This is a genomic window from Bacillus sp. 105MF, from assembly GCF_000374885.1.
Classification (GTDB): Bacteria; Bacillota; Bacilli; order Bacillales; family Bacillaceae_G; genus Bacillus_A; species Bacillus_A pseudomycoides.
In genome coordinates this window covers 247524-273541 of sequence record NZ_KB895566.1, presented here as the reverse complement: position 1 = coordinate 273541, position 26018 = coordinate 247524, and the positions used below count along the sequence as shown (strand labels likewise).

Below are 26018 nucleotides of genomic sequence, written 5' to 3'. Positions count from 1 at the left end.
AAAGCAACAATAACAAGAAAGGAGAAGATACAAATGGTACCACATTATTTTTTAGCAGTTACCCTGCCGGATCATATAAAAGAAATACTTGAAAATTACAAAGAAGAAATGAAGGACAGGTTGCCATTTCGCTCATGGGTATATAAGGAAGACTATCATATTACACTTGCTTTTTTAGAGAGTGCGACGCAGGAACAATTGCAAGGAATAGAGAAAGGATTACAACTTCTTACAAATAAAACGGAATTAGATCTCACGCTGCAAAATTTTTCTATATTTGGCCTAGTAGAGAGCCCACGTATATTTTGGGCTGGATTAAAAGAAAATCAAGCGTTATTTGATATGCAAAAACAGGTGCATGCTATTTGTGAAAGAAACGGTTTTTCGCTTGAAACACGTCCCTATCATCCGCATATTACTGTTGCTCGTAAGTGGATGGGAGAAGAAACATTTAATCTTAAAGATCTGAAGCAATTAGATGCGATAGTGTTTCAGGCTGATACGATTACATTGTATGAGTCTCACGTCCATCAAACTCCAAAGTATAAGTCAATTTATGAAATAAAGTTACAGAATCTTAAAGTGTGAAAACGTTTCTTATGAATGTGAATATACTATAGAAAATAGTAAGTTTGTGTAACATCCCATTTATCCTGTTATTTTCGGGCAGTAAGCCCCCCACCTCAATATTCAGAGAGAAACAAGGGAGATGGGTGGAAGATGAAGAAAACCCCCACTGATGGAAGTTTCACCTTATCTTTAGGGGATACCTATTTCTTACAGGTATATAAAACCATTTTGATTTTTCAACATAAAATCCCCTGTTATGTAAAGCAAAAAGTGAGCGCTACTTGTTTTCTCTCTTTGTTTTAACGTTGCACGGGGCAGGAAGAGGTTCTGACCGCTTTTATGAATGGCCAGTTATTCTCTCCCACCTAAAGGTTGGGTTTTATGTCGGTTTTTCAAATTGTATTCATATAGTTTCATTTTAATTTCGAGAATGATGGTGATTTTTTATGCTGAAAGTAAAGCGTCCATTTGAAGCCTATTTAGATGAAATGAATAAAATTACAATTTTGCTCCCGCATACGTATGGAACAAGCCGGACATTTTTTATGCAGGAAGGAAATCATGTATGGGAGCTTAAGGTTGCTCAAATTATTTCCCTTACAGATGTAACAAAGTATGAATGTTATATAGAATATCCACTTGATGTGGGGAAGTATTATTCAGTGCGGGATGAGCGGAATGAAGAAACAGATTTACAAATTGGAGCGGTTATTCGAACGGCTGTATTTGATGAAAAATATTATTATGATGGTAGCGATTTAGGGGCTTGTTATAGAAAGGAAAAAACAACTTTTAAAATGTGGGCACCAACTGCAAGACTTGCGAAAGTAAGAATTTATAAAAATGATAAAGAGTATACGGATTATGAGATGCAAAGAGAAGAGAATGGTGTTTGGTCTCGTATTTTACAAGGAGACTTTGAATTAGCAAGGTATGCATTTCTCGTTTGTATTAATTTAATATGGAATGAAGCTGTAGATCCATATGCAAAATCGGTATCGGTGAATGGTAAGTATGGAATTGTAATTGATCTTGCGAAGGCATATGTAAAAGCACAAACTTCATTACCTAAACTTGAATCTTTTACGGATGCAATCCTTTATGAATTGCATATTCGTGATGCCACTATGCATCCAAATAGTGGTGTGGAAAAAAAGGGGACATATACTGGATTAACAGAAGAGAATACGAAAGGGAGACTTGGGACAGAGACGGCCTTTTCTTATATAAAAGGATTAGGAGTTACACATGTTGAGCTTTTACCTCTTCATCACTTTGCTGGAGTAGATGAAACGACCCCTTTTGTAACGTATAACTGGGGCTATAATCCATTATATTACAACGTTCCAACGGGAGTGTATGCAAGTAATCCTACCGACCCTTATAACCGAATCAAGGAATGTAAACAACTTATTGAAAAGTTTCATGAGCATGGACTCCGCGTTATTTTGGATGTTGTATACAACCATGTATATGAAAGAGAAACGTCATCTTTTGAAAAGCTTGTACCAGGATACTATTTCAGACATGATGAAAATGGCATGCCATCAAATGGAACTGGAGTTGGGAATGATCTAGCATCAGAGCGAAAAATGATGCGGAAATTTATTATTGATTCTGTTTTATATTGGCTTACTGAATATAACGTGGATGGTTTTCGATTTGATTTAATGGGAATTTTAGATGTAGAAACGATGAATGAATTAGAAAAGGAAATAAGGAAAAGAAAAAAGGATGCACTGTTATTAGGGGAAGGCTGGGATTTACAAACACCGCTTCCGGCAGAAGAGAAGGCAACGCTTAACAATGCAAACAAAATGCCACAAATCGCGCAGTTCAACGATCAATTTCGTGATGGGATAAAAGGTAGCACGTTTGATGTAAGTAAACGTGGTTTTGCATTTGGAGGAAGTGTAGACCCCGCGCATTTGCAATATGTGTTATCAGGAAGTCTTGTAAATGAAAAAGGAGACGGGTTATTTTTAGAACCCATTCAAAGTATTAACTATGTGGAATGTCATGACAATATGACGATGTGGGATAAACTCGTGCGTAGCAATCAGGAAACGGAAGAAGTGCAAAAAAGGCGTCATCGTTTAGCGACAGCGATGACATTACTCTCACAAGGAATTCCATTTTTACATGCAGGACAAGAGTTTTATCGTTCTAAGAAAGGAAATGAAAATAGTTATAATGCGCTTGACGAAATTAATCAACTCGATTGGGATCAAAAAGAGAAAGAAATAGAAACAATTGCTTATATACAAGGCTTGATTGCGATTCGTAAGGCACATAGAGCGTTTCGCTTACAGTCAGCGAATCTTATAAAGGAACATATGACATTTTTACAAACATCTCCTACTGTTGTTGCTTATCATTTGCAAAATATAGGAAAGTTCGGTCCTTGGAAGGAAATTGTGGTGTTGTTTCATAATGGTGTGCAATTAGAAACGATTTCACTGCCGAAACACGAAATGTGGTACGTATTAGCAGACAGTGCAAAAGCGAAAGTACATCCGATTTCTTCATTTCAAGGAAGTGAACTTCAAATGGTTCCGATTAGCTCGTATATATTGGCGATAATGTGACAAATCGCTACTTGACGATGAGAATATAATAAATGTAGAATTGACAAAGGTGACGATTTCGATAAGTTGTCATTGTATTATTGGTTTTGTAAAATATAAAGAATAGACGGTTAGTTTGTCTTGATTTCTTGGCCCATGCCAAGTTTTCTTTTATCAAAAAAAGCAAGAAAACTCCACCTTCAAGGAATATGCCCAGTATAGTCTTTGAGGTTGAAGATGAATTGCTAGTAACTGTCTTTATACAATATATTAAAACAGTAGTTCCAGGGGCGTTTGCCAATGGAATAGAGGGGTTGTGCATCAGGCAGCTGTGTCAACTTCACTCGTGTTAATCATCTGTTAGAGAAGATATACACGAGAAACCCCTACTTCAAGAGCCAAAGGAGCTAAGTAGCGGGAGTTTTCATATGAATCCACAACATCTTCAAAAGGTGTTGCGGTTTTTCTTTTCATAACTATAAAAGATAAGGATTTGTTAACGGGTAATGAATATGGAATGGTTGGAACAATTATTAGGAGAAGAGTGGAGTCTTATACCAGCTGGTGGGGCAACAGGCGATGCATATATTGCGCAAAATGGACAACAAAAGCTATTTTTAAAGCGGAATACATCGCCTTTTTTAGCGGTATTGTCGGCAGAAGGAATTGTTCCAAAATTACTTTGGACAAGAAGAGTGACGAACGGTGATGTGATTTCAGCTCAAAAGTGGCTTCCAGGACAAAAGCTAGAGCCAGAGGATATGAAACTTGAGTGTGTTGCGAAGCTTTTAAAAAAAATACATTCATCTAAAGCGCTTGTGCAGATGATACAAAGGCTTGGAAAACAGCCGCTCTATGCGCAGGAGTTATTGCAACAATTGTATTTTGTTTTAAGAGGAGATTTAAGAACGGATGAAACGATTCAGACAGGGCTACGATATTTAAAAGCCACACTGAAAGATGTTGAATATGATGAGTTTGTCGTGTGCCACTGTGACGTCAATCATAACAATTGGTTATTATCGGACGAAGATGAATTATTTTTAATTGATTGGGATGGAGCGCTTATTGCGGATCCTGCTCTTGATCTTGGCATGTTATTATATTGGTATGTTCCGCGTCACGAATGGGACGAATGGTTAGCGTATTATGGAATTGAAATGAATGAATCATTGGTTCATCGTATGAAGTGGTATGTAGTGGCACAAACTATTTTATCTGTTCAATGGCATACAACAAAAAAACAGCAAGCAGAAGCTGAATATTGGTATCAATATTTACAGCAACTACTTGCTTCAGAGTAATAAATAATTTAAGAGAAATTGTCCATTCCAGAAATCCATTGCGTGAGTTGCTCTTGATTATTGGAAATATGATTGTCTAAATCAGGAGAATATTTACCCGATTGACTATAGTAATATACATCGTTTAGCATTGTTTTTACATCGCTGTTCACACTATCGTTTGCAAGCAATGATTGAATGAGCCGTTCTAATTGTTCGCACTCAGAAACCGTTCCACAGCAATCGCTTTGGTGATTGACTAGAATATCTTTTAAAATTTCTAATTGATGTTGTTGATTAATCGGCATGATTGGATCATCCTTTCGATTGTTGTTCAATTTGAACAAGTAAGAGAAATTTTTTATTTCGTCATGGAGTAGCTAATCATTGGCTAACGAAACGTTTCTACAGGAGAGTTTCGTTCTATGCTCTTTGTAGTTTGTATCAAAATGGAACACCTTATACTTGAAAGAAACGGACCGAGTGCTCGTACGTACTTGGTTTTTTGTTTGATAGATTGATTGAAAAAGAAAGAAGGAATAAACCTTCTAAAAATAGTCTGGTAAAGAGAGGAAGACATCTATGCGTTTAAGACATAAACCATATGCAATGGATCGAATTAATGAGTATTCACAGTTTGTAATTGGAAACCCAGAGGAGCGTTGTGGCAATTGGAAAGAAGTGTTTGGAAATGACCATCCGATCCATATTGAAGTAGGAACAGGTCGTGGTCGTTTCGTTTATGAGATGGCAAAAGCGAATCCGCATATTAACTATATCGGAATTGAAAAATTCACAAGTGTTATCGTAGATGCGCTTGATAGGTTAATTGAAGAAGAAGTACCAAACTTAAAATTAATTAATAAAGATGCTGAAGATTTAACAGTTTTCTTTGCGGAAGGCGAAATTGACCGTGTGTATTTAAACTTCTCAGATCCATGGCCAAAAAATCGTCACGAGAAGCGTCGTTTAACTTATAAAACATTTTTACGCAATTATGAAGAAGTGTTAGTAACAGGCGGAGAGATTCATTTTAAAACGGATAACCAAAGTTTATTTGAATACTCTCTTATGAGTATGGCTGAATATGGCATGCTACTCACATTCCTTAGCTTAGATCTTCATAACAGTGATTTCGAAGGTAACATTATGACGGAATACGAAGAGAAGTTTTCTAGTAAAGGACATCGTATTTATCGTGTTGAAGCGAAATATCGAACAGAACCTGCGCAGTAATGCGCAGGTTTTTTTGTTGTGAAAAAACATTCTGAATTTTGTGTTAGAATAAAGAGAAACTGTAATCAGTGGGGGGCTTTTTCATCCCCCACTGATTATCAGCCCGCACCAATCGGGCTTTTACGGGCAGTTGATTCCCCGACTAACTTCTTTGCTTTTGCTGCATTTTGAGGTGGGAGTCTTACTGCACACGAATAGCGGGGGAAAATGGAAAAGGGGGAATGTGGAATGGAATCTTTAAAAATCGGAGAAATAAAAGTGACATGGCTCCGCGGAGGGAACACTCATTTAGATGGGGGAGCGATGTTTGGTGTCGTACCAAAAATCTTATGGTCACGCAAATATAAACATAATGATACAAATCATATTTATTTAAGAACAGATCCGTTGCTTGTACAAACGAAAGAAGGAAATATGCTCATTGACTCAGGAATTGGAAATAATAAAATGAATGAAAAAATGAAGCGGAATCAAGGGATAACAGAAGAATCGTCAGTTGAACATTCTCTAGCGGAACACGGTCTAACAGCTGAAGATATTCATTATGTATTAATGACACACCTTCATTTTGATCATGCATCAGGATTAACAAAATCGGAAGATGGTGAGCTTGTTCCGACGTTTCCAAATGCAAAAGTGTATGTATCAGAAATAGAATGGAATGAAATGAGAAACCCTAATATCCGCTCTCGTAATACATATTGGAAAGAAAATAGGGAGCCAATTGTAGAGCAAATTGTCACTTTCAAAGACGAAATACAAATTTCAGATGAAGTCAGAATGGTACATACAGGAGGGCATAGTGATGGTCATGCTGTAATTGTTCTTGAAAGTAAAGGAGAAACGATGCTTCATTTAGCGGATCTCTTGCCAACGCATGCTCATCAAAACGTATTATGGGTGATGGCATATGATGATTATCCAATGACTTCAATTGAACATAAGCAAAAATGGATGAAGTATGGCACAGAAAAGAAAGCATGGTTCACCTTTTATCATGATGCCTATTATCGCGCTGTGAAGTGGGATGAGGAAGGGAATATGGTTGAGAAGGTAGAACGAAAAGAGGAAAATGTATCAAGTGAAGTGTAAGAAAGATAGAAGTATGGAGTGGAGGGTCACCCCCTCCACTAAAAAGTAAATTTTTTATGCTCTTGTTCAACTACAAACACATTGCAAGGATTTGTCGAAAGAAATACTGTTAAAATATTCTGAAAATTGCTATAATATCTCTGAGTTACCGCATTATGACATGCTCTATATGAGAAGCTTTTTATTCGAAAGGGGGAAATATATTGCATATAACGATTGGAAATTTACTTGAACTGACTACTGGAAATTATCCAAATAAAGAAGCGATTGTTGAACCGAAAAAAAATATTCGCTGGACGTATACAGAATGGAATGAGCAGGTGAATAAGCTAGCTCATGCGCTCCAAAAAAGTGGTATACAAAAAGGTGACCGCGTCTCGACTTTTCTCTTTAATAGTAGTGAACTAGCAACTACATGTTTCGCTTGTGCAAAAATTGGCGCCGTATTTAATCCGATTAATTTTAGATTAAAACCACAAGAACTCAGTTATATATTAGAAGATGCTTCTCCAAAAATCGTACTTTTTGAAAAGCAATTATCCTCCCAAATACAAAGTATTCATAAACAATTTCCTCATATCCAGTTCTGGTACATTGACCAAAATCATCCACCGTTTTCTATTTCATATGAAGAAAAACTATCAAATGCATTACCGGATTTTGAAACAGTAGAAGTAAAAGAAGATGATATTTGTTCCATTATGTATACAAGTGGAACAACCGGTTATCCGAAGGGAGTACTTCACCGTCACCGAGAAATTATCGATCAAAGCTTGATAGGAATCGCATATTTACATTATACCGAGAATAGTCGTGGTCTTGTAACAGCACCGATGTTTCATTGTGCTGAGCTGCACTGTTGCTTCGTTCCAAGGGTACATAGCGGCGGGGCGAATATTATTCTGCACCATTTCGATGCAAAGAATGTGCTCGAAACGATTGAAAAAGAGAAGGTTACTGTTATGTTCGCGGCACCTACAATGTGGAATATGATGTTGCAGGAAGACTTAATGCAGTATGATTTATCTTCTCTTAGATACGGTTTATATGGAGCAGCTTCAATGGCACCGGCACTTGTAAAAGCTTGTGATGAAAAATTGAATGTTTCATTAGTACAAGCCTATGGTATGACGGAAATGGGACCGGCAGTTACTTTTTTACGAGAGAATGAGCAACTTACTAAAGTAGGTTCTGCAGGAAAAGCTGCCTATAATCATGAAATTCGTGTTGTCCGTCCAAATGAAGAAGGGCCATCTGAGCCGAATGATATATTACGACCGTATGAAATCGGAGAAATTATTATGCGAGGTTCCTGTTTGATGAAAGGGTATTACAACAATGAAGAGGCAACAGCAAAAGCATTATATAAAGGATGGTACCATTCAGGAGATTTGGGGTATGTAGATACAGATGGTTATGTATACGTTGCGGATCGCGTTGACGATATGGTTGTTAGTGGTGGAGAAAACATTTACCCACGTGAGGTCGAGGATTTTTTGTATACACATGAAAGTGTTTTAGATGTTGCGGTGCTTGGAGAGAAAGATGAGCTTTGGGGAGAAAGTGTTCTAGCATACATCGTTTCAAAAGATCAGTCTCTTACCGAAGAGATATTAGATGAGTATTGCAAAGTAAGTGATAAGCTTGCTGATTATAAACGTCCACGTCGCTATGTGTTTGTTGAACAACTGCCAAGAAATGCAAGCGGTAAAATTCAAAAGTTTATTTTGCGTAATGCAGAAACGGAAGCTAAGGGGAGGATATGATGAGGCATAAATATTTACAGGAGGAGCATCACATTTTTCGTGATGCTTTTCATAAATTTTTAGAAAAGGAAGCATATCCATACTATAACGAATGGGAAAAAGAAGGAATAATTCCTCGTGCTTTTTGGACAAGTATGGGGAGTAAAGGTTTTCTTTGTCCAATGGTAGATGAGCGGTATGGTGGAGCAGGTGCTGATTTTGGATATTCGGTTGTCATTAACGAGGAACTTGAAAAGGTTGGATCAAGTTTAATCGGAATTGGTTTGCACAATGACATTGTCGTTCCATACTTCACGCAGTATGGAACAGAAGAACAAAAGAAACGTTGGGTACCAAAATGTGTAAGCGGTGAATGTATAACTGCAATTGCGATGACGGAGCCAGGAGCAGGTTCGGACTTGGCGAGTATTCGAACAACTGCAAGAAAAGAAGGTGATTATTATGTCGTGAATGGAGAAAAAACATTTATTACAAATGGTATTCATGCAGATTTAGTTATCGTTGTTTGTAAGACAGACACAAATATTAAACCGGCTCATAAAGGCATGAGTCTACTTGTTTTAGAAAGAGGAATGGAGGGATTTAAAAGAGGAAAAAAACTAAAAAAAATCGGCTTACATAGTCAAGATACAGCAGAACTTATTTTTGAAGATGTAAAAGTGCCTGCTTCGAATTTGCTAGGGGAAGAAGGAAAAGGTTTTTATTATCTCATGGAAAAGTTGCAGCAAGAACGTCTCATTGTTGCAATTGCAGCTAAAACAGCCGCGGAAGTGATGCTACATATAACGAAAAACTATGTCCAAGAGCGAAAAGCATTTGGGAAAAGTATAAGCGATTTTCAAACAGTACAGTTTCGATTAGCAGAGATGTATACGGAAATTGAAATTGGTAGAACATTTGTCGATGACTGTATTGCCAATCACATGAATGGTGAGAACATCGTAACGAAAGTATCGATGGCGAAGTGGTGGCTGACAGATCTTGCAAAAAAAGTGTCAGCAGAGTGCATACAACTGCACGGTGGATATGGATATATGGAAGAATACGAGATTGCGCGGCGTTATCGTGATATTCCAGTAAGCGCGATTTATGCTGGTGCGAATGAGATTATGAAAAATATAATTGCAAAGGGTATGGGCTTATGATGTTGAAAGGAATAACAGTTGTTGATTTTTCTCATTACTTACCAGGTCCGTATGCAGCACTTCGCCTTGCTGATTTAGGTGCAGAAGTGATAAAGGTAGAACCGCTTTATGGTGATTTAGCAAGAGGGTTGGAATCTGGTAATCAGGCATTTTTTTATGCGAATAATCGTAACAAGAAAAGTATTGCAATAAACGTAAAGCATCCAGAAGGAGTAGCGGTAGTGAAAAAACTTCTTCAAAAATCTGATGTTTTAATAGAAAGCTTTCGGCCTAACGTAATGAACCGTCTTGGTCTTGGATATGAAGAAGTTAAACGGATAAATAAAAGTATCATTTATACTTCATTAACTGGATATGGACAAAATAAAGAACATTCGGATCTTGCAAGCCACGATATAAATTTTATGGCAGTAAGCGGCGTATTAGCACAGTTGAAAGATCAAGAAGGAATTCCGGTTCATCCCAAAATTACCCTTGGGGATGAGATAGGCGGAATGATGACTTCAGAAAAAATTATGGCAGCATTGTTTCAAAGAGAGCGAACTGGGGAAGGGAGTTATCTCGATATTTCTCTCACAGATAGCTTAATGATGTTAATGAACAATCATATCATGCTTGAAAAAATGTATAACAAACGTCATGGGCTAGATTTGCTTAGCGGTAAGATTGTATGTTATTCCCTCTATGAAACGAGCGATGAAAGGTTTGTTGCGCTCGGAGCAGTTGAACAGAAATTTTGGCATTCCTTTTGTGAAGCGGTAGGAAGAGTAGAATGGGGGGATAAGCAATATGAACTAACTCAAGATGGTCAAATCATTTATGAGCAAATGAAAGCACTCTTTGCTAGTAAGCCATTGGCGTATTGGACGAAATTTGCGATGGAAGTGGATTGTTGTTTGGCGCCTGTTTTGGAGACAAATGAATTATCGTCGTCACCATTTACAAGGCATCTAGTAAATGAGAAAGGATATGTATTTACACATACGAGTCATACATTTGCGAATCCACCGAAGCTTGGTGAGCATACCGAAGAAGTGTTGCAAAAGCTTGGATTATCGCAGTTAGAGATTGAGAGATTGGAACAATTAGATGTAATTGAGCGAGTTCGTGTATGAATAATTAGAGAGAAGATAGAGAATCAAGGGGACATTTATTTCTCGTAAATATGCAAGACTATTTCGGAAAGTATTGATTCGTTGTTGAAATGTATGTTGTGGAAATGAAAAGAAAATAATTAAAGGAGGAAAATAATGATTCAAAATATCGCAGTAATTGGTGCAGGAATTATGGGAAGTGGAATTGTCCAAGCGTTAGCGATGGGCGATAAACATGTGAAAATGTATGATATATCAGAAGAAAGTTTACAAAAAGCTTATGGAACTATCACCAAAAGCTTGGGTCGTTTCGTGAACGCAGGACGTATGACAGAGGAAGAAAAAAATGGCATTCTAGCTCATATTACTTCTACAGTTATATTGGAAGAAGCTTGCCAAAATGTAGAGCTTGTTATTGAAGCAGTACCAGAAATATTACAGTTAAAGAAGGAGATTTTTCAAAAGCTAGATTTGTATACATCGCAATCTACTATTCTAGCAACGAATACGTCTGAATTAAGTGTAACTGCAATTGCAAGTGTAACAAGTCGTCCAGAAAAAGTAGTGGGGATGCATTGGTTTAATCCCGCTCCTGTTATGAAGCTCGTTGAAATTGTACGAGGAGTGGTTACGGCAGAAAGTACGATACAAGCAGTAAGAACAGTCTCAGAAGGAATTGGGAAAGAAACGGTTGTTGTGAAAGATATGCAAGGATTTGTGACGTCGCGGGCAATTGCTATTCATATGTTAGAGTGCATGCGTATGTATGAAGAAGGAATTACAAGTAAAGAGGACATTGATAAGGCAATTAAGCTTGGTTTGAACTATCCAATGGGACCATTTGAATTAGCGGATTATGTAGGGCTAGACACGATGCTATTTGCGAGTACAGGACTAATGGAAGCATTTGGAGATAGGTTTAGAGCGCCGCAAACACTTGTGAAACTTGTAGAGGCAGGACATCTTGGAAGAAAGACTGGGAAAGGTTTTTATGATTATTCAAAAGGGAAAGTAGGCGAGAGAATATGAAGCGGGACGTTGTTATTGTTGAAGCTGTACGTACGCCAGTTGGTAAAAGAAATGGGGCATTTCGTTTACTTCACCCTATACAACTTGCGGCAGTTGCACTGAGTGAAGTAACAAAACGGGGGAATATAGAAAAAGGACTTATAGAAGATATAGTTATGGGGTGTGTAACGCCAATTAACGAACAAGGTTTTAATATTGGAAGACTTTCGGCACTTGAAGCAGATTTTCCTATAACGGTTCCAGCAGTAACGATTAATAGGCTCTGTGGTTCAGGGCAACAGGCTATTCACTTTGCTGCGCAAGAAATTAAATCAGGGGATATGGACATTACGATTGCAGCTGGTGTTGAGCATATGACAAAAGTTCCCATTTTAAGTGATGGAAATGAGCAGACGATCCCGAGTAGTCTTCACGAAAAGTATCAAATTGTGCATCAAGGTGTATCTGCTGAGATGATTGCAGAAAAATATGGTATTACACGTGAACAGTTAGATGCTTACGCGCTAGAAAGTCATAGACGCGCACTTCAAGCTATTGAATCTGGACACTTTCAGCGAGAGATTGTACCACTGCGTGGTGTAGATAAAGAAGGCAATGAAATATTAGTTGAAAATGATGAAGGTCCGAGAAGGGATACTTCTTATGAAGCGTTATCAAATTTAAAAACAGTGTTTAAAGAAAATGGAGTGATTACAGCAGGGAATGCAAGTCAAATTAGTGATGGTGCTGCAGCAATCTTGCTGATGGATAGTGAAAAGGCTAAAGAGCTAGGTTGTAAAGCACGTGCTCGTATTGTTAATCAAGTGGTTGTTGGTTCTGACCCGACAACAATGCTTGATGGCGTTATCCCTGCAACAAAAAAAGTGCTACAAAAATCAAATTTAACAATTCATGATATGGATGTTGTAGAAATCAATGAAGCATTTGCATCGGTTGTTTTAGCATGGCAAAAGGAAATGGAAGCGGATTTACAAAAGGTGAATGTTAATGGTGGTGCGATTGCGCTAGGTCATCCACTTGGGGCAACTGGTGCGAAATTAATGACTTCTCTTCTTCATGAATTGGAGCGGAGGCAGGGAAGGTACGGCCTACTGACAATTTGCATTGGACATGGGATGTCGACAGCGATGATAATTGAAAGAATGTGAAAAAGTGTGCAGAAATTCATCTGCACACTTTAATCTCACTACTCATGAGTGGTAGCCCTCACCTCAAAGTTATGCAAGCGGAGTATTATTGTCCGTAACAATCTAATTGGCCGGGAGTGAATAATCAATGTGGGAATGAAGCCCTCCACTGATCAAAATTTCACTTTATGCTTTATGCTTTTTGATTTTCTGAGTTGTTTTAAGCAGCCGTTACTTCTAAAACGGTACCTGTTTTTGCATCTACTAAAAATTCAAATCGTTCTTGTATATCATTTAAAATTGTTGTAAGACCGCCGCGGTATACTTCGTACGCGACATCATATTTTTCAAACGTCTCTGGAACCATATGTACCCAAGAGCCAGTAATTTCGCCTTTATGACTTAATGCTTGTTTCACCATTTTTAATGCTTTCTCTGAAGAAATATGGGATTGTTCTTGAACTTTGTTTGCAACAAGATAACCAGCTGCAAAACCAACACCAACACCAGCTAGTAAACCTTTCCAGCGCATATATTCACCTCAATTCTATAAAGTAGTGTATTGATGATAATTATAATGCAATTTTAACGAAAAAAGAAGAAACTAGAAACATTTCGAAAATTTCGTTACAATAAAAGAGGTATTCTACTAAGGTTTGAAAGAAGGGAACTTCGTGAATAAAGAGACATTAGAATTATTTCGCACGTTAACAGAATTACAAGGTACATCAGGATTTGAGCATGATGTGCGCCGTTTTATGAAAGAGGAGTTAAGTAAATATGCAGATGAAATCGTCCAAGACGGTTTAGGTAGCGTGTTCGGTCTGAAAAAAGGGGATGAAAATGGCCCACGCGTACTTGTAGCTGGTCATATGGATGAAGTTGGCTTTATGGTTACGCAAATTACGAAAAACGGGATGATTCGTTTTCAAACGCTAGGCGGCTGGTGGAGTCAAGTGCTATTAGCACAACGTGTACAAATTATGACGAAAAACGGCCCAGTTGTTGGGGTTGTTGGTTCGATTCCACCTCATTTATTAAGTGATGCACAACGTGCGAAACCAATGGATATAAAAAATATGTTAATTGATATAGGTGCAGATAGTTATGAACAAGCGCTTGAAATTGGTGCGAAACCAGGGCAACAAATTGTTCCGATTTGTCCGTTTACACCAATGGCAAACGAAAAGAAAATTATGGCGAAAGCTTGGGATAACCGCTACGGCTGTGGTCTTGCGATTGAATTGTTAAAAGAATTAAAAGATGAAACATTACCAAACACGTTATACTCTGGTGCGACTGTACAAGAAGAAGTCGGTCTTCGCGGCGCACAAACAGCAGCTAATATGATTCAGCCAGATATTTTCTATGCGCTTGATGCGAGTCCAGCAAATGATGCATCTGGGGATAAAACGCAGTTCGGTCAATTAGGAAAAGGAGCACTTCTTCGCATTTATGACCGTACAATGGTAACACATAGAGGAATGCGTGAATTTATTTTAGATACAGCAGAAACACATAACATTCCGTACCAGTACTTTATTTCACAAGGTGGTACAGATGCAGGTCGTGTACATACGAGTAACTCTGGTATTCCGTCAGCAGTAATTGGTGTTTGCGCTCGTTACATTCATACTCATGCTTCTATTTTACATGTTGATGATTATGCAGCAGCGAAAGAATTGATTACAAAACTTGTGAAAGCAACAGATAAAACAACATTAGAAACAATTAAAAACAATGCTTAAAAGAAAGGGCCGGATTCGGCCTTTTCTTTTCGTATATGAAAAGAAATAAAAACACTCTTTTTAGATGAGAGAGAGCGTCCGATCATGTATAGAAAAGTTTAGAATTTTTCCTATCCCATATAGAGTTAAAAACAAAGAAAGAACAAGAGTGTCAATTACCTTTTGTTCTTTGTAGCAATGACTTATATAGAGGTGAACAATATGAAAGTAGCAGTTGGCTCAAAAAATCAAACAAAAGTAGGAGCCGTACAAGAAGTATGGAAAGAGGTAAGTATTACTTCAGTTTCTGTTCCTTCAGGAGTTGCAGCACAGCCATTTTCTGATGAGGAAACGATGCAAGGCGCAATCAATAGAGCGAAGCGAGCACTAGAAGAAAAACAAGCTGACATCGGTATCGGACTAGAAGGCGGTGTAATGAAAACAGAGCACGGTTTGTTTATGTGTAATTGGGGTGCTTTGGCGACAAGCGCGGGGAAAGTATTTGTCGCAGGTGGGGCACGGATTATGCTCCCTGATGATTTTCTTTCTCCTCTTGAAGATGGAAAAGAGTTAAGTGAAGTAATGGAGGCATTTGTAAAACAAAAAGACATTCGTAGCCATGAAGGCGCAATCGGAATCTTTACAGATCATTATGTGGATCGTACACAATTATTTGTACATGTTGTAAAGCTGTTAATTGGGCAATATAAGTATGACGAAAAACAAGCATAAACCTTGCACCATACGTGATGTATGGTAGTATAAAAGAAGATTAGAGATGAAAAGATACACTTCGTTAGAGGAGGAAATATAGATGAAATCATTAGAAAGCATGGAACAATTGCAAGAATTAAAAAATGAAGAGAACGTCATTTTTATGTTCTCAGCAGAATGGTGCCCAGACTGCCGTTTTATTGACCCATTTATGCCAGAAGTAGAAGAAAAATATAGCGATTTCTCATTTTACTATGTAGATCGTGACGAATTTATTGACCTTTGCGTGAAATTAGACGTATTTGGCATTCCGAGCTTTGTAGCGTACAATAAAGGTGAAGAAACTGGACGCTATGTAAACAAAGATCGTAAAACACAAGAACAAATCGAAGCGTTTATTGAAGGGTTAAAATAAGGCGATCTCGCCAATTAAATTGTAAAAACAACCTCTACCTTCGCGGGGGAGGTTATTTTTTTGGAAGGGAGGCAAACGAAATGAGAATGACAAGCAAAAAGATGAAAGATGAGTTAATGACTAGATTAGCTCGTCCAGAGTGGGAATTTCATTATGATAGCGAGAAGGATACGCTCCGTATTGAACAAAAAGATACGAAAAAGGGAATTAATGTTTCACTTCCAGGAGTTGTAGCGAAATGGGAAGTGAAGAAGGAAGCAGCGATTGAAGATGTTGTGTATTACGTACAAGAGGCGCTACTTGCGATGCATAAAGAAGAAAGCGGCGCGGCAAAAATTTTACCGGTTATTCGATCCACTTCTTTTCCAAAGCAAGCTGAAGAAGGAAATCCTTTCGTAATGACAGATCATACAGCAGAAACGCGCATTTATTATGCATTAGATTCCAATAAAACATATCGATTATTTGATGAACGTTTGTTACAAAAACTAGGACTTACAGAGCAGCAAGTACGTGAAATGGCATTGTTTAATGTACGTTCCTTAAGTCATTCATTTAAACAAGATGAAGTGGCGGGGAATACATTTTATTTCTTAAACACAAATGATGGCTATGATGCGAGTCGTATTTTGAATGAATCATTATTACAATCGATGCGTGAAAAGATTTCAGGTGACATGGTTGTAGCTGTTCCGCACCAAGATGTATTAATTATTGCTGATATCGTGAACGAAATCGGTTATGATATTATTGCACAAATGACAATGAAGTTTTTTGCCGAAGGTCATGTTCCGATTACATCACTTTCATTCGTATATGAAGATGGGGATTTTGAGCCAATCTTTATTTTAGCGAAGAATCGGAAGAAGACAAATGGAAAAGAGAAAGGATGAACAAAGTGAACGTTTTTTACAACCTTGAAGGAATTGGCGACACATTAATCGTTGCCTTACAAGATATTACATTAGAAAACCGTACATTTGACCGCAAAGGAGATGTTGCACGCGTTTATGATCGTGAAAGCAACGTAACAGGAGGATTCAACATCTTTAATGCGTCTTCTTATGTAGAAGTTAAGGAAACAGGAAACATTACTTTAACAAAAGAGCTTGTTGAAAAAATCAATGACATTTTAGCAAAGAATGGCTTTGAAGAAAAAGTAGAAGCAGACCTCACGCCGAAATTCGTCGTTGGCTACGTAGCTGAAAAAGAAAAGCATCCAAATGCAGATAAACTAAACATTTGTAAAGTAGAAATCGGTACAGATACACTACAAATCGTATGTGGTGCACCAAACGTTGATGCAGGACAAAAAGTTGTTGTCGCAAAAATCGGTGCTGTAATGCCAAGTGGTATGTTAATTAAACCAGCTGAGCTTCGCGGCGTTCCATCTTCTGGAATGATTTGTTCTGCACGTGAATTAGAGCTTCCGGATGCTCCTCAGGAAAAAGGTATTCTTGTATTAGAAGACAGCTATGAGGTTGGACAAGAGTTCAAATTTTAATTGATATATAATTACAAATTGAAAACCCGACATAAAACCCAATCTTTAGGTGGGAGAGAGCATCCGGCCATGCATAGAAGTGGTCAGATCCTTTTCCTGCCCCATGCAAGTGAAAACAAAGGGAAAAAACAAGTAGCGATCATCTTTTGTTCTTCGTAGCAGCGAATGATATGCCGGAAAATTAAAATAGAATTATATAGAAAAAATAGTCTCATGATAAAATGAGGCTATTTTTTTATTTACATGTCTTTATATTGTAACGCTTTTCTCAAAATCTATATTGTATTTCAAAAACAAATTAGTTAAAATTTAGAAAAATATATAAATGCAAATTGAAAACCCGACATAAAACCTTTCTTTTAGGGTGGGAAAGAGCATCCAGCCATGCATAGAAGCGGGCAGCCCCTTTTCTTGTCCCATGTCAAGTGAAAACAAAAAGAGAGAACGAGTACAGGTCACCTTTGTTTTTTCATAGCAGCGACTTATATGTTGAAAAATTAAAATGGAGTTATATAGAAGGAGATAGGAACATATGAGACAATTTCCAAAAGTGAAAGAGCTTCTGGGACTTATCGAAACTTCGAAGAAACATGATATTGAATTACAATCATTTGAAATATATTTATTGCATGAAAATGAATTGGAAAAGGGACAAATTGGATATCGATATGATAAAAACAAAAATTCACTCATGAGTGGGAAAAAGGGAGATTGGCAAGAGAGTTGGATTGTTATTGGATATGATACAGATATGGGTGATCCTATCTTTGTTGATATAGATAATCCACTCCATCCGATCTACACAGCTGAACAAGGATCGGAAATATGGGAACCAGTTTGTATAGCACGTAGTATAGATGAGATTATGAAACAGTTAAAAGAAATTTAGGGTGTTTTTATATAAATGCAAATTGAAAATCCGACATAAAACCTAATCTTTAGGTGGGAGAGAGCATCTGGCCATGCATAGAAGCGGTCAGTCCCTCTTTCAGCCCCATGCCAAGTGAAAACAAAAAGAGAGAACGAGTACAGATCACCTTTTGTTTTTCATAGCAGCGACTTATACACTTGGAAACCAAAATGGATATATAAATAGAGTATGCGCAAAGTAGATGGGAGGAGGAAGCTATGAAATATATAAAAATGATGTGTGCAGTTGTATTACTTGGAATATATATGGGAGCGTGCTCGAAGGAACAAGAGAAGAAAATACCATCTACTGTGCAAGAAGAGAATAAAAAGGTTGTAGAACAAACGAAAGAAACGCCACCAGAGAAGCAAGCGGAAAAAGAGAAGAAAATAGAAGCTGAATTACCAGTGGAACAAAATGGAGAACAAGAGAAAAAAATTGAACAAGAACCATCCGTGGAGCAAGGTGAAAAACAAGAGCTAAAGGTGGAGCAAGTACCACAGGATGAGGAATCGGCCAAAACCCTTGAGGTAAAAGCAAATGCTGAGCAAAAACAAGCAAAATTTCTTGTTGTAATTGATCCAGGGCATCAAGAGAAAGCAAATTTAAATTTAGAACCAATTGGCCCGGGGGCAACTGAGCAAAAGTATAAAGTGACTGATGGAACGACAGGTGTTGTGACGAAAAAAAGAGAATCTGTTCTTGTATTAGAAGCTGCTGTCATATTGAAAGAGAAGCTCGAAGCAAAAGGTATGCAAGTACTTATGACAAGAACAACACATGATGTTGATATAAGTAATAAGGAGCGAGCGACATTTGCGAATGAGCATCAAGCAGATTTATTTTTACGCCTTCATGCGGATGGTTCAGAAAATCGAGCACAAAAAGGGTTTGCTGTGTTGACGCCAGCGGAAGGGAATACATATACAAAAGGAATCTATACAGAAAGTTTACAAGTTTCTCAAATAATCGTAAAGAAAATGAAAGAAAACAGCCAGGTAAAAGTAAATGGAATCAAGTTTCGAGATGATCTTTCTGGATTTAATTGGTCAAAAATTCCAGGTGTTTTACTTGAGCTTGGATTTATGTCGAATCCTGAAGAAGATCAGAAACTATCAGACACACAATATTTAGACTCTTTACTGCAAAGTGTAACCGAGAGTATAGAAGAATATCGGAAGAGTAAAGCTTAAACGGCAGTCTTATATATGAGGCTGTTTTTTTATGTATAAATACAAGTGAAAACCTTTCTTTTTGGGTGGGAGAGGGGGGACCGGCCATGTATAGAAGCGGTCAGGTCCTTTTTGAGCCCCGTGCCGGGTTTAAAACAAAGGGAGAAGGAGAGAGTAGGCCCTCTTTTGTGTTCATAGCAGCGACTTGTATGTTGAGAATCTATTGTACTTACTGAAAATTTGAATATGGTAGACAAAATACAAGAGCGTAATTTTACCTGCACTTTTTGCCGAATGCTGATACAATAAAGGATGTTACTATTTAGTAGAAAGAGTGGTAAACATGTTAGATTGGATGAAAAAGCTGTTTAACAAAGAGGAACATCAGGAAGAAAAAGAAGCGATAAATAAAGCAGTACCGAAGAACACTGAAAGTAAGCCGAAAACTCCTCGTGTAAACCACTACACTGAAGCAAGAGAAGCACAAATGGCTAGTCGGAATTTAGGTGTGAAATGCCGATTTCCGTTAATACCTGATGATGGATTTGATGAGGAGAATGTGGAAGAATCAACACATTTTGAGCAGCAACCTCTGCCAAGGGTAACGAACATGGAGAGACGCAGGCCAAGATATGTAGAAGAACCAGTTCATACATTTGCCCCGCCACAAGCCCAACAAGAAATTGAGCCAGAGCCTATCTTGCCAAAAAAATCTGTGCCAGTACAAGAAAGCCATCGAAGACCATTTCGCCCGACAGAAATGATTTCGCCTATCTTTGGATATAAACGTCCTTCGAGAGAGAAACAAGAAGTTAAGACGGAAGAAAAAGGGCAGGAAGATCTTGAAATATCCTTTGAAGGAAAATCTGTCGTCGATGCTTGGTTGGAGAAAAAAGGATACTCTCTTTCGAATTTCTCAGACGAATCCTCTATTCCTTCTAAGAAGCAGGAGAAAAATCTGGAGCATACTGGACAACAAGAAAGCCCCAAAGAGGAAAAATCAGTTGTTGATCAGTGGCTAGAGAAAAACGGTTACGATTCTGAGCGTTCATTAACTTCGTTAGAGGGGCAAGAAAAGGTAGATGCCATTTCAGACTCTCTTCCATTTGCAACTGATAACTTTTTACATAAATCAGTTGGACAGGATAATAAGAAAGAAGAGCATACTGTTGAAATCGTACAGGTATTTGAGCAAGAACCAGATGTAGTGGCGTTATCACAATATGATAACGAAGCGAAGGAAGAAATCTTGCAAGATGAGTTGCTAGATTCTACTGTAGAGAATATGGATACAACGTCAACCGAAGAAAATGAATATAAGAAAGAAATAGAAGAAGAACAGCTAGTGGAGAAAACTATTTTAGAAGAAAATATTGTTGAAGAAGTGGAAGAAGTTGAAGAAGCAACGCGGGAAGTTGAAGAAGTGGAAGAAGCTGAAGAAGCAACGCGGGAAGTTGGAGCGGTGGAAGAAGCTGAAGAAGCAACGCGGGAAGTTGAAGAAGTGGAAGAAGCTGAAGAACCAACGCGGGAAGTTGAAGCGGTGGAAGAAGCTGAAGAAGCAACGCGGGAAGTTGAAGAAGTGGAAGAAGCTGAAGAAGCAACGCGGGAAGTGGGAGGTGTGGAAGAAGCTGAAGAACCAACGCGGGAAGTTGGAGTGGTGGAAGAAGCTGAAGAACCAACGCGGGAAGTTGAAGCAGTGGAGGAACCCGAAGAAACGCTGGTAGCAGAAACATTTGAACAAGCAAAAATTGCCGAAACAGCGAAAGAGTCTGCAGAAGAAACGGCTCAAGTAGTAGTTGAAAAAACGACAGAACAAGAGAATTTGGTTTCTAAAGCGGAAAACAATGTTTCAGAAACATCTTCAGCAGCAGACGAGCACACGAAGGAAGCAGTTCAAAACTTTGCAAATGTATTAATCGAAGAGGCAGAAGAAAAGCAAGAAGTTGCTGTGGAACAGCCTGCTAAGCAAAAAGAAGAACCGAAACGTGAGAAAAAGCGTCATGTGCCGTTTAATGTTGTGATGTTAAAACAAGATAGAAGAAAGTTAATAGAGAGACATGTGGCAGGAATGAAAACGCCGCAGACTCCTATAAAACAAGCTGAAGAATCAGTAAAGGTGCACGAGCAGCCTGTACAACAAGTGGAAGAAGCACCACAAGGAAAAGCGCAAACTGCACAGCAAATTATAGTGGAAACTCAAGTGGAAAAGAAACCAGTAGAACAAGTTATAGTGGAAACTCGAGAAGAAGAGAGACCAGTACAGCAAGTAGTGGTGGGAACTCAAGAAGAAGAGAAACCAGTAGAACGAGTGGCAGTGGAAGATCAAGTAACAGAGGAGCCAGTTCAACAAACGGAAATGAAGGCACCTGTTGCAAGTGCAGGAGTACAAGAGAAAGCATACGTTATAGCGCGAAGAGAGAATGATATGCGTAATGTACTGCAAACACCGCCTGAATATGCTATGCCACCATTAACACTATTGACGATTCCAAGTCAGTCGACATTAGATAATACGGAATGGTTAGAAGAACAGAAAGAATTATTAGATACGACGTTTAATAATTTTCATGTTGGGGCTCATGTTATCAATGTTTCACAAGGACCAGCTGTAACGCGCTTCGAAGTACAACCTGATCCGGGTGTGAAAGTAAATAAAATCACAAATTTAAGTGATGATATTAAGCTGAGTTTAGCTGCAAAAGATATTCGAATTGAAGCACCGATTCCAGGGAAAAGTGCCATCGGAATTGAGGTTCCGAATAAAGAAAGTAAGCCTGTATTCCTGCGAGAAATTTTGAGAAGTCCTGTGTTCACGAAAAGTGAATCACCGCTTACAGTTGCGCTTGGACTTGATATTTCTGGTGCTCCAATTGTAACGGATATAAGGAAGATGCCGCATGGACTGATCGCTGGTGCGACTGGTTCAGGGAAAAGTGTCTGTATTAACGCGATTTTAACAAGTATTTTATATAAAGCGAAACCACATGAAGTGAAGCTGATGTTGATTGATCCGAAAATGGTTGAGCTTGCACCATATAATTCTATTCCCCATCTTGTAGCACCTGTTATTACAGATGTGAAAGCAGCTACAGCAGCGTTAAAATGGGCTGTAGAAGAGATGGAACGCCGTTATGAATTGTTTGCGCATGTTGGTGCACGTGATTTAACTCGTTATAATACCATCGTAAGTAGCCGAGAAATCCCAGGTGAAGCATTGCCGTACATTGTTATTGTAATTGATGAGTTAGCCGATTTAATGATGGTTGCTCCTGGTGATGTAGAGGAAGCAATTTGCCGCATTGCACAAAAAGCACGTGCTTGTGGTATTCACTTATTAGTTGCAACGCAGCGTCCGTCTGTGGATGTTATTACAGGATTGATTAAATCAAACATTCCAACGCGTATTGCGTTTACAGTATCATCTCAAGTAGATTCACGTACAATCATTGATATTGGAGGAGCGGAAAAATTACTTGGTCGCGGTGATATGCTATTTTTAGGAAACGGTACGTCAAAACCCGTCCGTGTACAAGGGGTATACGTATCGGATGATGAAATTGAAAAAACAGTTGAACATGTGAAAAAGCAAATGAAGTCGAACTATTTATTTAAGCAAGAGGATTTATTGGCGAAAACAGAACAACATGAAGCCGAAGATGAACTGTTTTTTGATGCATGCCAATTTGTTGTAGAACAAGGGGGAGCGTCCACATCTTCTGTACAGAGAAAATTCCGCATCGGTTATAATCGTGCGGCACGTCTTATTGAAGAGATGGAAGCACAAGGAATTATATCTGAAGCACGGGGAACAAAACCGAGAGATGTCCTTATTTCAGAGGATGAATTTGCTGCTATGCAGGAAACGAATGTATAGGAAGCGGTTTTGCTGTATACTAAGAGAAAATGTTGGATAGTAAAGTAGGGAGTAAACGACATGAAAGAAATTGAATTAAAATTAAAAGGTGAAATCAATCGACTAACAAATAAAACATTTAAATTTGATGAACGAGTTGGGGAAGGTTGGTTCTCTGCCGTTTACTTTTTAAAAACTCGTGACATTATTCAAGAATTTCGCCCGAAAAGTGTTGTGACAATGCAATTTTTCCAAAAGGAACATGCGGTACTTTGCGGAACAGATGAAGTATTAGCATTGTTACAAACATTTGCTGAACATCCGGAAGAGCTTGAAATCCATTCTTTAAAAGATGGGGACAATATTAATCCATTTGAAACAGTTTTAACAATCTCTGGACCTTATGAATATTTCGGGTTTTTAGAAGGTGTAATCGATGGGATTTTAGCTCGTCGTACATCTGTTGCAACAAATGTATATAATGTTGTACAAGCTGCTCGCAGCGGTGAAAAAGAAAAACCGGTTATTTTCATGGGAGACCGTGATGATCATTATACACAGCAAGCTGGTGATGGATATGCGGCGTATATTGGTGGTATGAGTGCACAAGCAACGCATGCAATGAATGAATGGTGGGGCAAGAGTGGAATGGGGACAATGCCTCATGCATTGATTCAAATGTTTAATGGAGATGTTGTAGAAGCTGCAAAAGCGTACTATAAAAAGTTTCCAGAGGATGATTTAGTTGTACTGATTGACTACAATAATGATGTGATTACAGATGGTCTTCGTGTTGCACGTGAATTCGGCTCAGAATTAAAAGGTGTACGCATTGATACATCACGTACAATGATTGATCAGTATTTCATTCGTCATCCAGAAGTACTTGGCACATTTGACCCTCGTGGTGTAAATCCATCCCTTGTTTTCGCGCTCCGTAAAGCGCTTGATGAAGAAGGGTTCCAGCATGTAAATATTGTTGTAACTGGTGGATTTGATGAAAAACGTATTCATGAATTTGAAGCGCAAAATGTTCCTGTAGATCTATACGGAGTGGGCAGCAGTTTATTAAAAATGAACATTGGTTTTACAGGTGATAATGTAGAATTAAATGGAAAACCAGAAGCGAAAGCTGGACGTAAATATCGTCCAAACCCACGTTTAGAGCGCGTTCAATTAGAAAAAAGAGAAGATATGTAAGAAGAGGAAAAACTGATAGGGAATTGACCCTATCAGTTTTTCTGTTATCATAGTATAACGGATTGTTTTTTGCTATAATAAGTTTGTTATGGACATATAAGAGGTACGTACGTGTTTATCCCGATTGGTGAGAGCTAATGAAAGTTCCGCTGTATCGAGAATGTATGATGATTACCAAAATAAGAAAAGATTCATATACTGTCTTATAGATAGGCCGTTGTATTAGTTCGAAATGTTGGAGGTTCTTTAAGATGACAGTTTACCATTTTGTAGGAATTAAAGGAACAGGAATGAGTTCATTAGCACAAATTCTTCATGACATGAAGCATACTGTTCAAGGTTCTGATTTTGAAAAACGTTTCTTTACACAAGTAGCTTTGGAAAAGCGTGGTATCTCCATCCTTCCTTTTGATAAAAATAATGTAAAAGAAGGACAAGTGATTATCGCAGGAAATGCGTTCCCTGATACGCATGAAGAGATTGTAGCAGCGAAAGAGTTAAATATCCCAGTACACCGTTACCATCATTTTTTAGGGAATCTTATGAGTAAGTATACAAGTGTTGCTGTAACAGGTGCACATGGAAAAACATCAACAACCGGCCTGTTAGCCCATGTAATGCAAGGTGCACACCCAACGTCTTACCTTATTGGAGATGGAACAGGGCATGGGGTAGAAAATAGTAAGTATTTTGTGTTTGAGGCATGTGAGTACCGTCGTCATTTCTTGTCTTACTATCCAGACTATGCAATTATGACAAATATTGATTTTGACCATCCGGATTACTTTACAGACATTAATGATGTATTTAGTGCATTCCAAGAGATGGCGCTTCAAGTGAAAAAAGGAATTATTGCATGTGGTGATGATGAAGAACTGCAAAAAATTCAAGCGAAAGTACCTGTTATTTTCTATGGATTTGGTGAAGATAATGATTTCCAAGCACGTAACATCCAAAAGAGAACAGATGGTACTGTATTTGATGTGTTCGTTCGTAATACGTATTATGAAACATTCAAAATTACAGGTTACGGCAATCACAGCGTATTAAATGCATTAGCAGTTATCGCGCTTTGTCACTATGAAAATGTTGATGTAGAAGCAGTAAAACATCAATTAACAACGTTTGGAGGCGTAAAACGTCGCTTTAATGAAAAACCGATGGGAGAACAGGTCATCATCGATGATTATGCACACCATCCGACAGAAATTAACGCAACGATTGAAGCTGCTCGTCAAAAGCATCCAGAGCGTGAAATTGTCGCTGTATTCCAGCCACACACATTCTCACGTACTGAAAAGTTCTTAGATGAGTTTGCGGAAAGCCTAAGCAAGGCTGATCAAGTATACCTATGTGATATTTTCGGATCAGCACGTGAAAACAAAGGTGACTTAACAATCCAAGATCTGCAAAAGCGTATTGATGGTGCAGAATTGATTACCGATACAACAACGAATGTATTAAAGAAACATAAAAACGGCGTTCTTATTTTCATGGGCGCAGGTGATATTCAAAAATTCGAAGCGGCTTACGTGAAAGAAGTGCAAGTTGCGGAGAAGTAATAAAGCGAAGACGTGCAGCGGTGGCTGCACGTCTTTTTTATGTCAATTGTTG

The 26018-nt window shown here is 38.2% G+C and carries 22 protein-coding genes; 20 read left to right on the top strand and 2 right to left on the bottom strand.

Annotated elements, in window-relative coordinates; all coding sequences use genetic code 11:
- The first annotated feature begins 33 nt into the window (after positions 1-33).
- From thpR to C564_RS0104350, 3 genes are all read left to right on the top strand, one after another.
- Positions 34-588 (top strand): RNA 2',3'-cyclic phosphodiesterase, encoded by a 555-nt coding sequence (gene thpR / locus C564_RS0104360; RefSeq protein WP_018764539.1) that lies wholly within the window; start codon positions 34-36, stop codon positions 586-588.
- A gap of 428 nt (positions 589-1016) precedes the next feature.
- Positions 1017-3158: a type I pullulanase gene (gene pulA, locus C564_RS0104355; protein ID WP_018764538.1), complete on the top strand. Its 2142-nt coding sequence runs from the start codon at positions 1017-1019 to the stop codon at positions 3156-3158.
- A 485-nt stretch (positions 3159-3643) separates the two neighbouring features.
- Positions 3644-4441 (top strand): phosphotransferase family protein, encoded by a 798-nt coding sequence (locus tag C564_RS0104350; RefSeq protein ID WP_026008461.1) that lies wholly within the window; start codon positions 3644-3646, stop codon positions 4439-4441.
- An 8-nt stretch (positions 4442-4449) separates the two neighbouring features.
- Here C564_RS0104350 and C564_RS0104345 read toward each other — a convergent pair whose 3' ends face one another.
- Positions 4450-4728, bottom strand: coding sequence for a YtzH-like family protein (locus tag C564_RS0104345; RefSeq protein WP_003201233.1), 279 nt, complete (start codon positions 4726-4728; stop codon positions 4450-4452).
- 274 nt (positions 4729-5002) lie between these two features.
- Between C564_RS0104345 and trmB the strand changes: the two genes are divergently transcribed.
- The 7 genes from trmB (at position 5003) to C564_RS0104310 (ending at position 12930) form a co-directional block, all read left to right on the top strand.
- Positions 5003-5656, top strand: a complete 654-nt coding sequence (gene trmB, locus C564_RS0104340) for a tRNA (guanosine(46)-N7)-methyltransferase TrmB (RefSeq protein ID WP_003201235.1) — start codon at positions 5003-5005, stop codon at positions 5654-5656.
- 228 nt (positions 5657-5884) lie between these two features.
- Positions 5885-6748, top strand: a complete 864-nt coding sequence (locus tag C564_RS0104335; RefSeq protein ID WP_018764536.1) for a YtnP family quorum-quenching lactonase — start codon at positions 5885-5887, stop codon at positions 6746-6748.
- Positions 6749-6951: 203 nt separating this feature from the next.
- Positions 6952-8514: a fatty acid--CoA ligase gene (locus C564_RS0104330; protein ID WP_018764535.1), complete on the top strand. Its 1563-nt coding sequence runs from the start codon at positions 6952-6954 to the stop codon at positions 8512-8514.
- Positions 8514-9659, top strand: a complete 1146-nt coding sequence (locus C564_RS0104325) for an acyl-CoA dehydrogenase family protein (RefSeq protein ID WP_003201240.1) — start codon at positions 8514-8516, stop codon at positions 9657-9659. Before C564_RS0104330 ends, C564_RS0104325 begins: the two co-directional genes overlap by 1 nt.
- The gene (locus tag C564_RS0104320; RefSeq protein WP_026008460.1) at positions 9659-10774 is read left to right on the top strand and encodes a CaiB/BaiF CoA transferase family protein; all 1116 of its coding nucleotides are present in this window, start codon (positions 9659-9661) and stop codon (positions 10772-10774) included. The genes C564_RS0104325 and C564_RS0104320 overlap by 1 nt, the downstream gene beginning before the upstream one ends.
- 135 nt (positions 10775-10909) lie before the next feature.
- Positions 10910-11782, top strand: a complete 873-nt coding sequence (locus C564_RS0104315) for a 3-hydroxyacyl-CoA dehydrogenase family protein (protein WP_018764533.1) — start codon at positions 10910-10912, stop codon at positions 11780-11782.
- Positions 11779-12930, top strand: a complete 1152-nt coding sequence (locus C564_RS0104310; RefSeq protein WP_018764532.1) for a thiolase family protein — start codon at positions 11779-11781, stop codon at positions 12928-12930. Before C564_RS0104315 ends, C564_RS0104310 begins: the two co-directional genes overlap by 4 nt.
- A gap of 199 nt (positions 12931-13129) precedes the next feature.
- Here the strand turns inward: C564_RS0104310 and C564_RS0104305 are convergent, their stop codons facing one another.
- Positions 13130-13441: a PepSY domain-containing protein gene (locus C564_RS0104305; protein ID WP_003201250.1), complete on the bottom strand. Its 312-nt coding sequence runs from the start codon at positions 13439-13441 to the stop codon at positions 13130-13132.
- A gap of 142 nt (positions 13442-13583) precedes the next feature.
- Here C564_RS0104305 and C564_RS0104300 point away from each other — a divergent pair, with 142 nt between their 5' ends.
- The 10 genes from C564_RS0104300 (at position 13584) to murC (ending at position 25966) form a co-directional block, all read left to right on the top strand.
- Entirely contained in the window at positions 13584-14657 is a 1074-nt protein-coding gene (locus C564_RS0104300; protein ID WP_026008459.1) for a M42 family metallopeptidase, read from the top strand.
- A 192-nt stretch (positions 14658-14849) separates the two neighbouring features.
- Positions 14850-15368 carry a DUF84 family protein gene (locus C564_RS0104295; protein WP_081621446.1) on the top strand — a complete coding sequence of 173 codons (519 nt, stop codon included), beginning with the start codon at positions 14850-14852 and terminating at the stop codon, positions 15366-15368.
- An 82-nt stretch (positions 15369-15450) separates the two neighbouring features.
- Positions 15451-15765, top strand: coding sequence for a thioredoxin family protein (locus C564_RS0104290; RefSeq protein ID WP_018764529.1), 315 nt, complete (start codon positions 15451-15453; stop codon positions 15763-15765).
- An 80-nt stretch (positions 15766-15845) separates the two neighbouring features.
- Positions 15846-16658, top strand: a complete 813-nt coding sequence (locus C564_RS0104285) for a DUF1444 domain-containing protein (protein WP_018764528.1) — start codon at positions 15846-15848, stop codon at positions 16656-16658.
- On the top strand, positions 16655-17269 hold the full coding sequence (gene ytpR, locus C564_RS0104280; RefSeq protein ID WP_018764527.1) for a YtpR family tRNA-binding protein: 615 nt from the start codon (positions 16655-16657) through the stop codon (positions 17267-17269). The genes C564_RS0104285 and ytpR overlap by 4 nt, the downstream gene beginning before the upstream one ends.
- 532 nt (positions 17270-17801) lie before the next feature.
- A complete protein-coding gene (locus C564_RS0104275) occupies positions 17802-18158 on the top strand; it encodes a hypothetical protein (protein WP_003201263.1) in 357 nt (118 codons plus the stop codon).
- A 239-nt stretch (positions 18159-18397) separates the two neighbouring features.
- The gene (locus C564_RS0104270) at positions 18398-19372 is read left to right on the top strand and encodes an N-acetylmuramoyl-L-alanine amidase (protein ID WP_018764526.1); all 975 of its coding nucleotides are present in this window, start codon (positions 18398-18400) and stop codon (positions 19370-19372) included.
- Between the two features lie 322 nt (positions 19373-19694).
- A complete protein-coding gene (locus C564_RS0104260; RefSeq protein WP_018764524.1) occupies positions 19695-23225 on the top strand; it encodes a DNA translocase FtsK in 3531 nt (1176 codons plus the stop codon).
- 60 nt (positions 23226-23285) lie between these two features.
- Entirely contained in the window at positions 23286-24404 is a 1119-nt protein-coding gene (locus C564_RS0104255) for a nicotinate phosphoribosyltransferase (protein WP_016116674.1), read from the top strand.
- Positions 24405-24655: 251 nt separating this feature from the next.
- The gene (gene murC, locus C564_RS0104250; RefSeq protein WP_003201097.1) at positions 24656-25966 is read left to right on the top strand and encodes a UDP-N-acetylmuramate--L-alanine ligase; all 1311 of its coding nucleotides are present in this window, start codon (positions 24656-24658) and stop codon (positions 25964-25966) included.
- The last annotated feature ends 52 nt before the right edge of the window (positions 25967-26018 follow it).

Coding starts and splice junctions, on each gene's coding strand:
- thpR (WP_018764539.1), top strand. CDS start 34: ATGGTACCACATTATTTTTTAGCAGTTACCCTGCCGGATCATATAAAA.
- pulA (WP_018764538.1), top strand. CDS start 1,017: ATGCTGAAAGTAAAGCGTCCATTTGAAGCCTATTTAGATGAAATGAAT.
- C564_RS0104350 (WP_026008461.1), top strand. CDS start 3,644: ATGAATATGGAATGGTTGGAACAATTATTAGGAGAAGAGTGGAGTCTT.
- C564_RS0104345 (WP_003201233.1), bottom strand. CDS start 4,728: ATGCCGATTAATCAACAACATCAATTAGAAATTTTAAAAGATATTCTA.
- trmB (WP_003201235.1), top strand. CDS start 5,003: ATGCGTTTAAGACATAAACCATATGCAATGGATCGAATTAATGAGTAT.
- C564_RS0104335 (WP_018764536.1), top strand. CDS start 5,885: ATGGAATCTTTAAAAATCGGAGAAATAAAAGTGACATGGCTCCGCGGA.
- C564_RS0104325 (WP_003201240.1), top strand. CDS start 8,514: ATGAGGCATAAATATTTACAGGAGGAGCATCACATTTTTCGTGATGCT.
- C564_RS0104320 (WP_026008460.1), top strand. CDS start 9,659: ATGTTGAAAGGAATAACAGTTGTTGATTTTTCTCATTACTTACCAGGT.
- C564_RS0104315 (WP_018764533.1), top strand. CDS start 10,910: ATGATTCAAAATATCGCAGTAATTGGTGCAGGAATTATGGGAAGTGGA.
- C564_RS0104310 (WP_018764532.1), top strand. CDS start 11,779: ATGAAGCGGGACGTTGTTATTGTTGAAGCTGTACGTACGCCAGTTGGT.
- C564_RS0104305 (WP_003201250.1), bottom strand. CDS start 13,441: ATGCGCTGGAAAGGTTTACTAGCTGGTGTTGGTGTTGGTTTTGCAGCT.
- C564_RS0104290 (WP_018764529.1), top strand. CDS start 15,451: ATGAAATCATTAGAAAGCATGGAACAATTGCAAGAATTAAAAAATGAA.
- C564_RS0104285 (WP_018764528.1), top strand. CDS start 15,846: ATGAGAATGACAAGCAAAAAGATGAAAGATGAGTTAATGACTAGATTA.
- ytpR (WP_018764527.1), top strand. CDS start 16,655: ATGAACAAAGTGAACGTTTTTTACAACCTTGAAGGAATTGGCGACACA.
- C564_RS0104275 (WP_003201263.1), top strand. CDS start 17,802: ATGAGACAATTTCCAAAAGTGAAAGAGCTTCTGGGACTTATCGAAACT.
- C564_RS0104270 (WP_018764526.1), top strand. CDS start 18,398: ATGAAATATATAAAAATGATGTGTGCAGTTGTATTACTTGGAATATAT.
- C564_RS0104260 (WP_018764524.1), top strand. CDS start 19,695: ATGTTAGATTGGATGAAAAAGCTGTTTAACAAAGAGGAACATCAGGAA.
- C564_RS0104255 (WP_016116674.1), top strand. CDS start 23,286: ATGAAAGAAATTGAATTAAAATTAAAAGGTGAAATCAATCGACTAACA.
- murC (WP_003201097.1), top strand. CDS start 24,656: ATGACAGTTTACCATTTTGTAGGAATTAAAGGAACAGGAATGAGTTCA.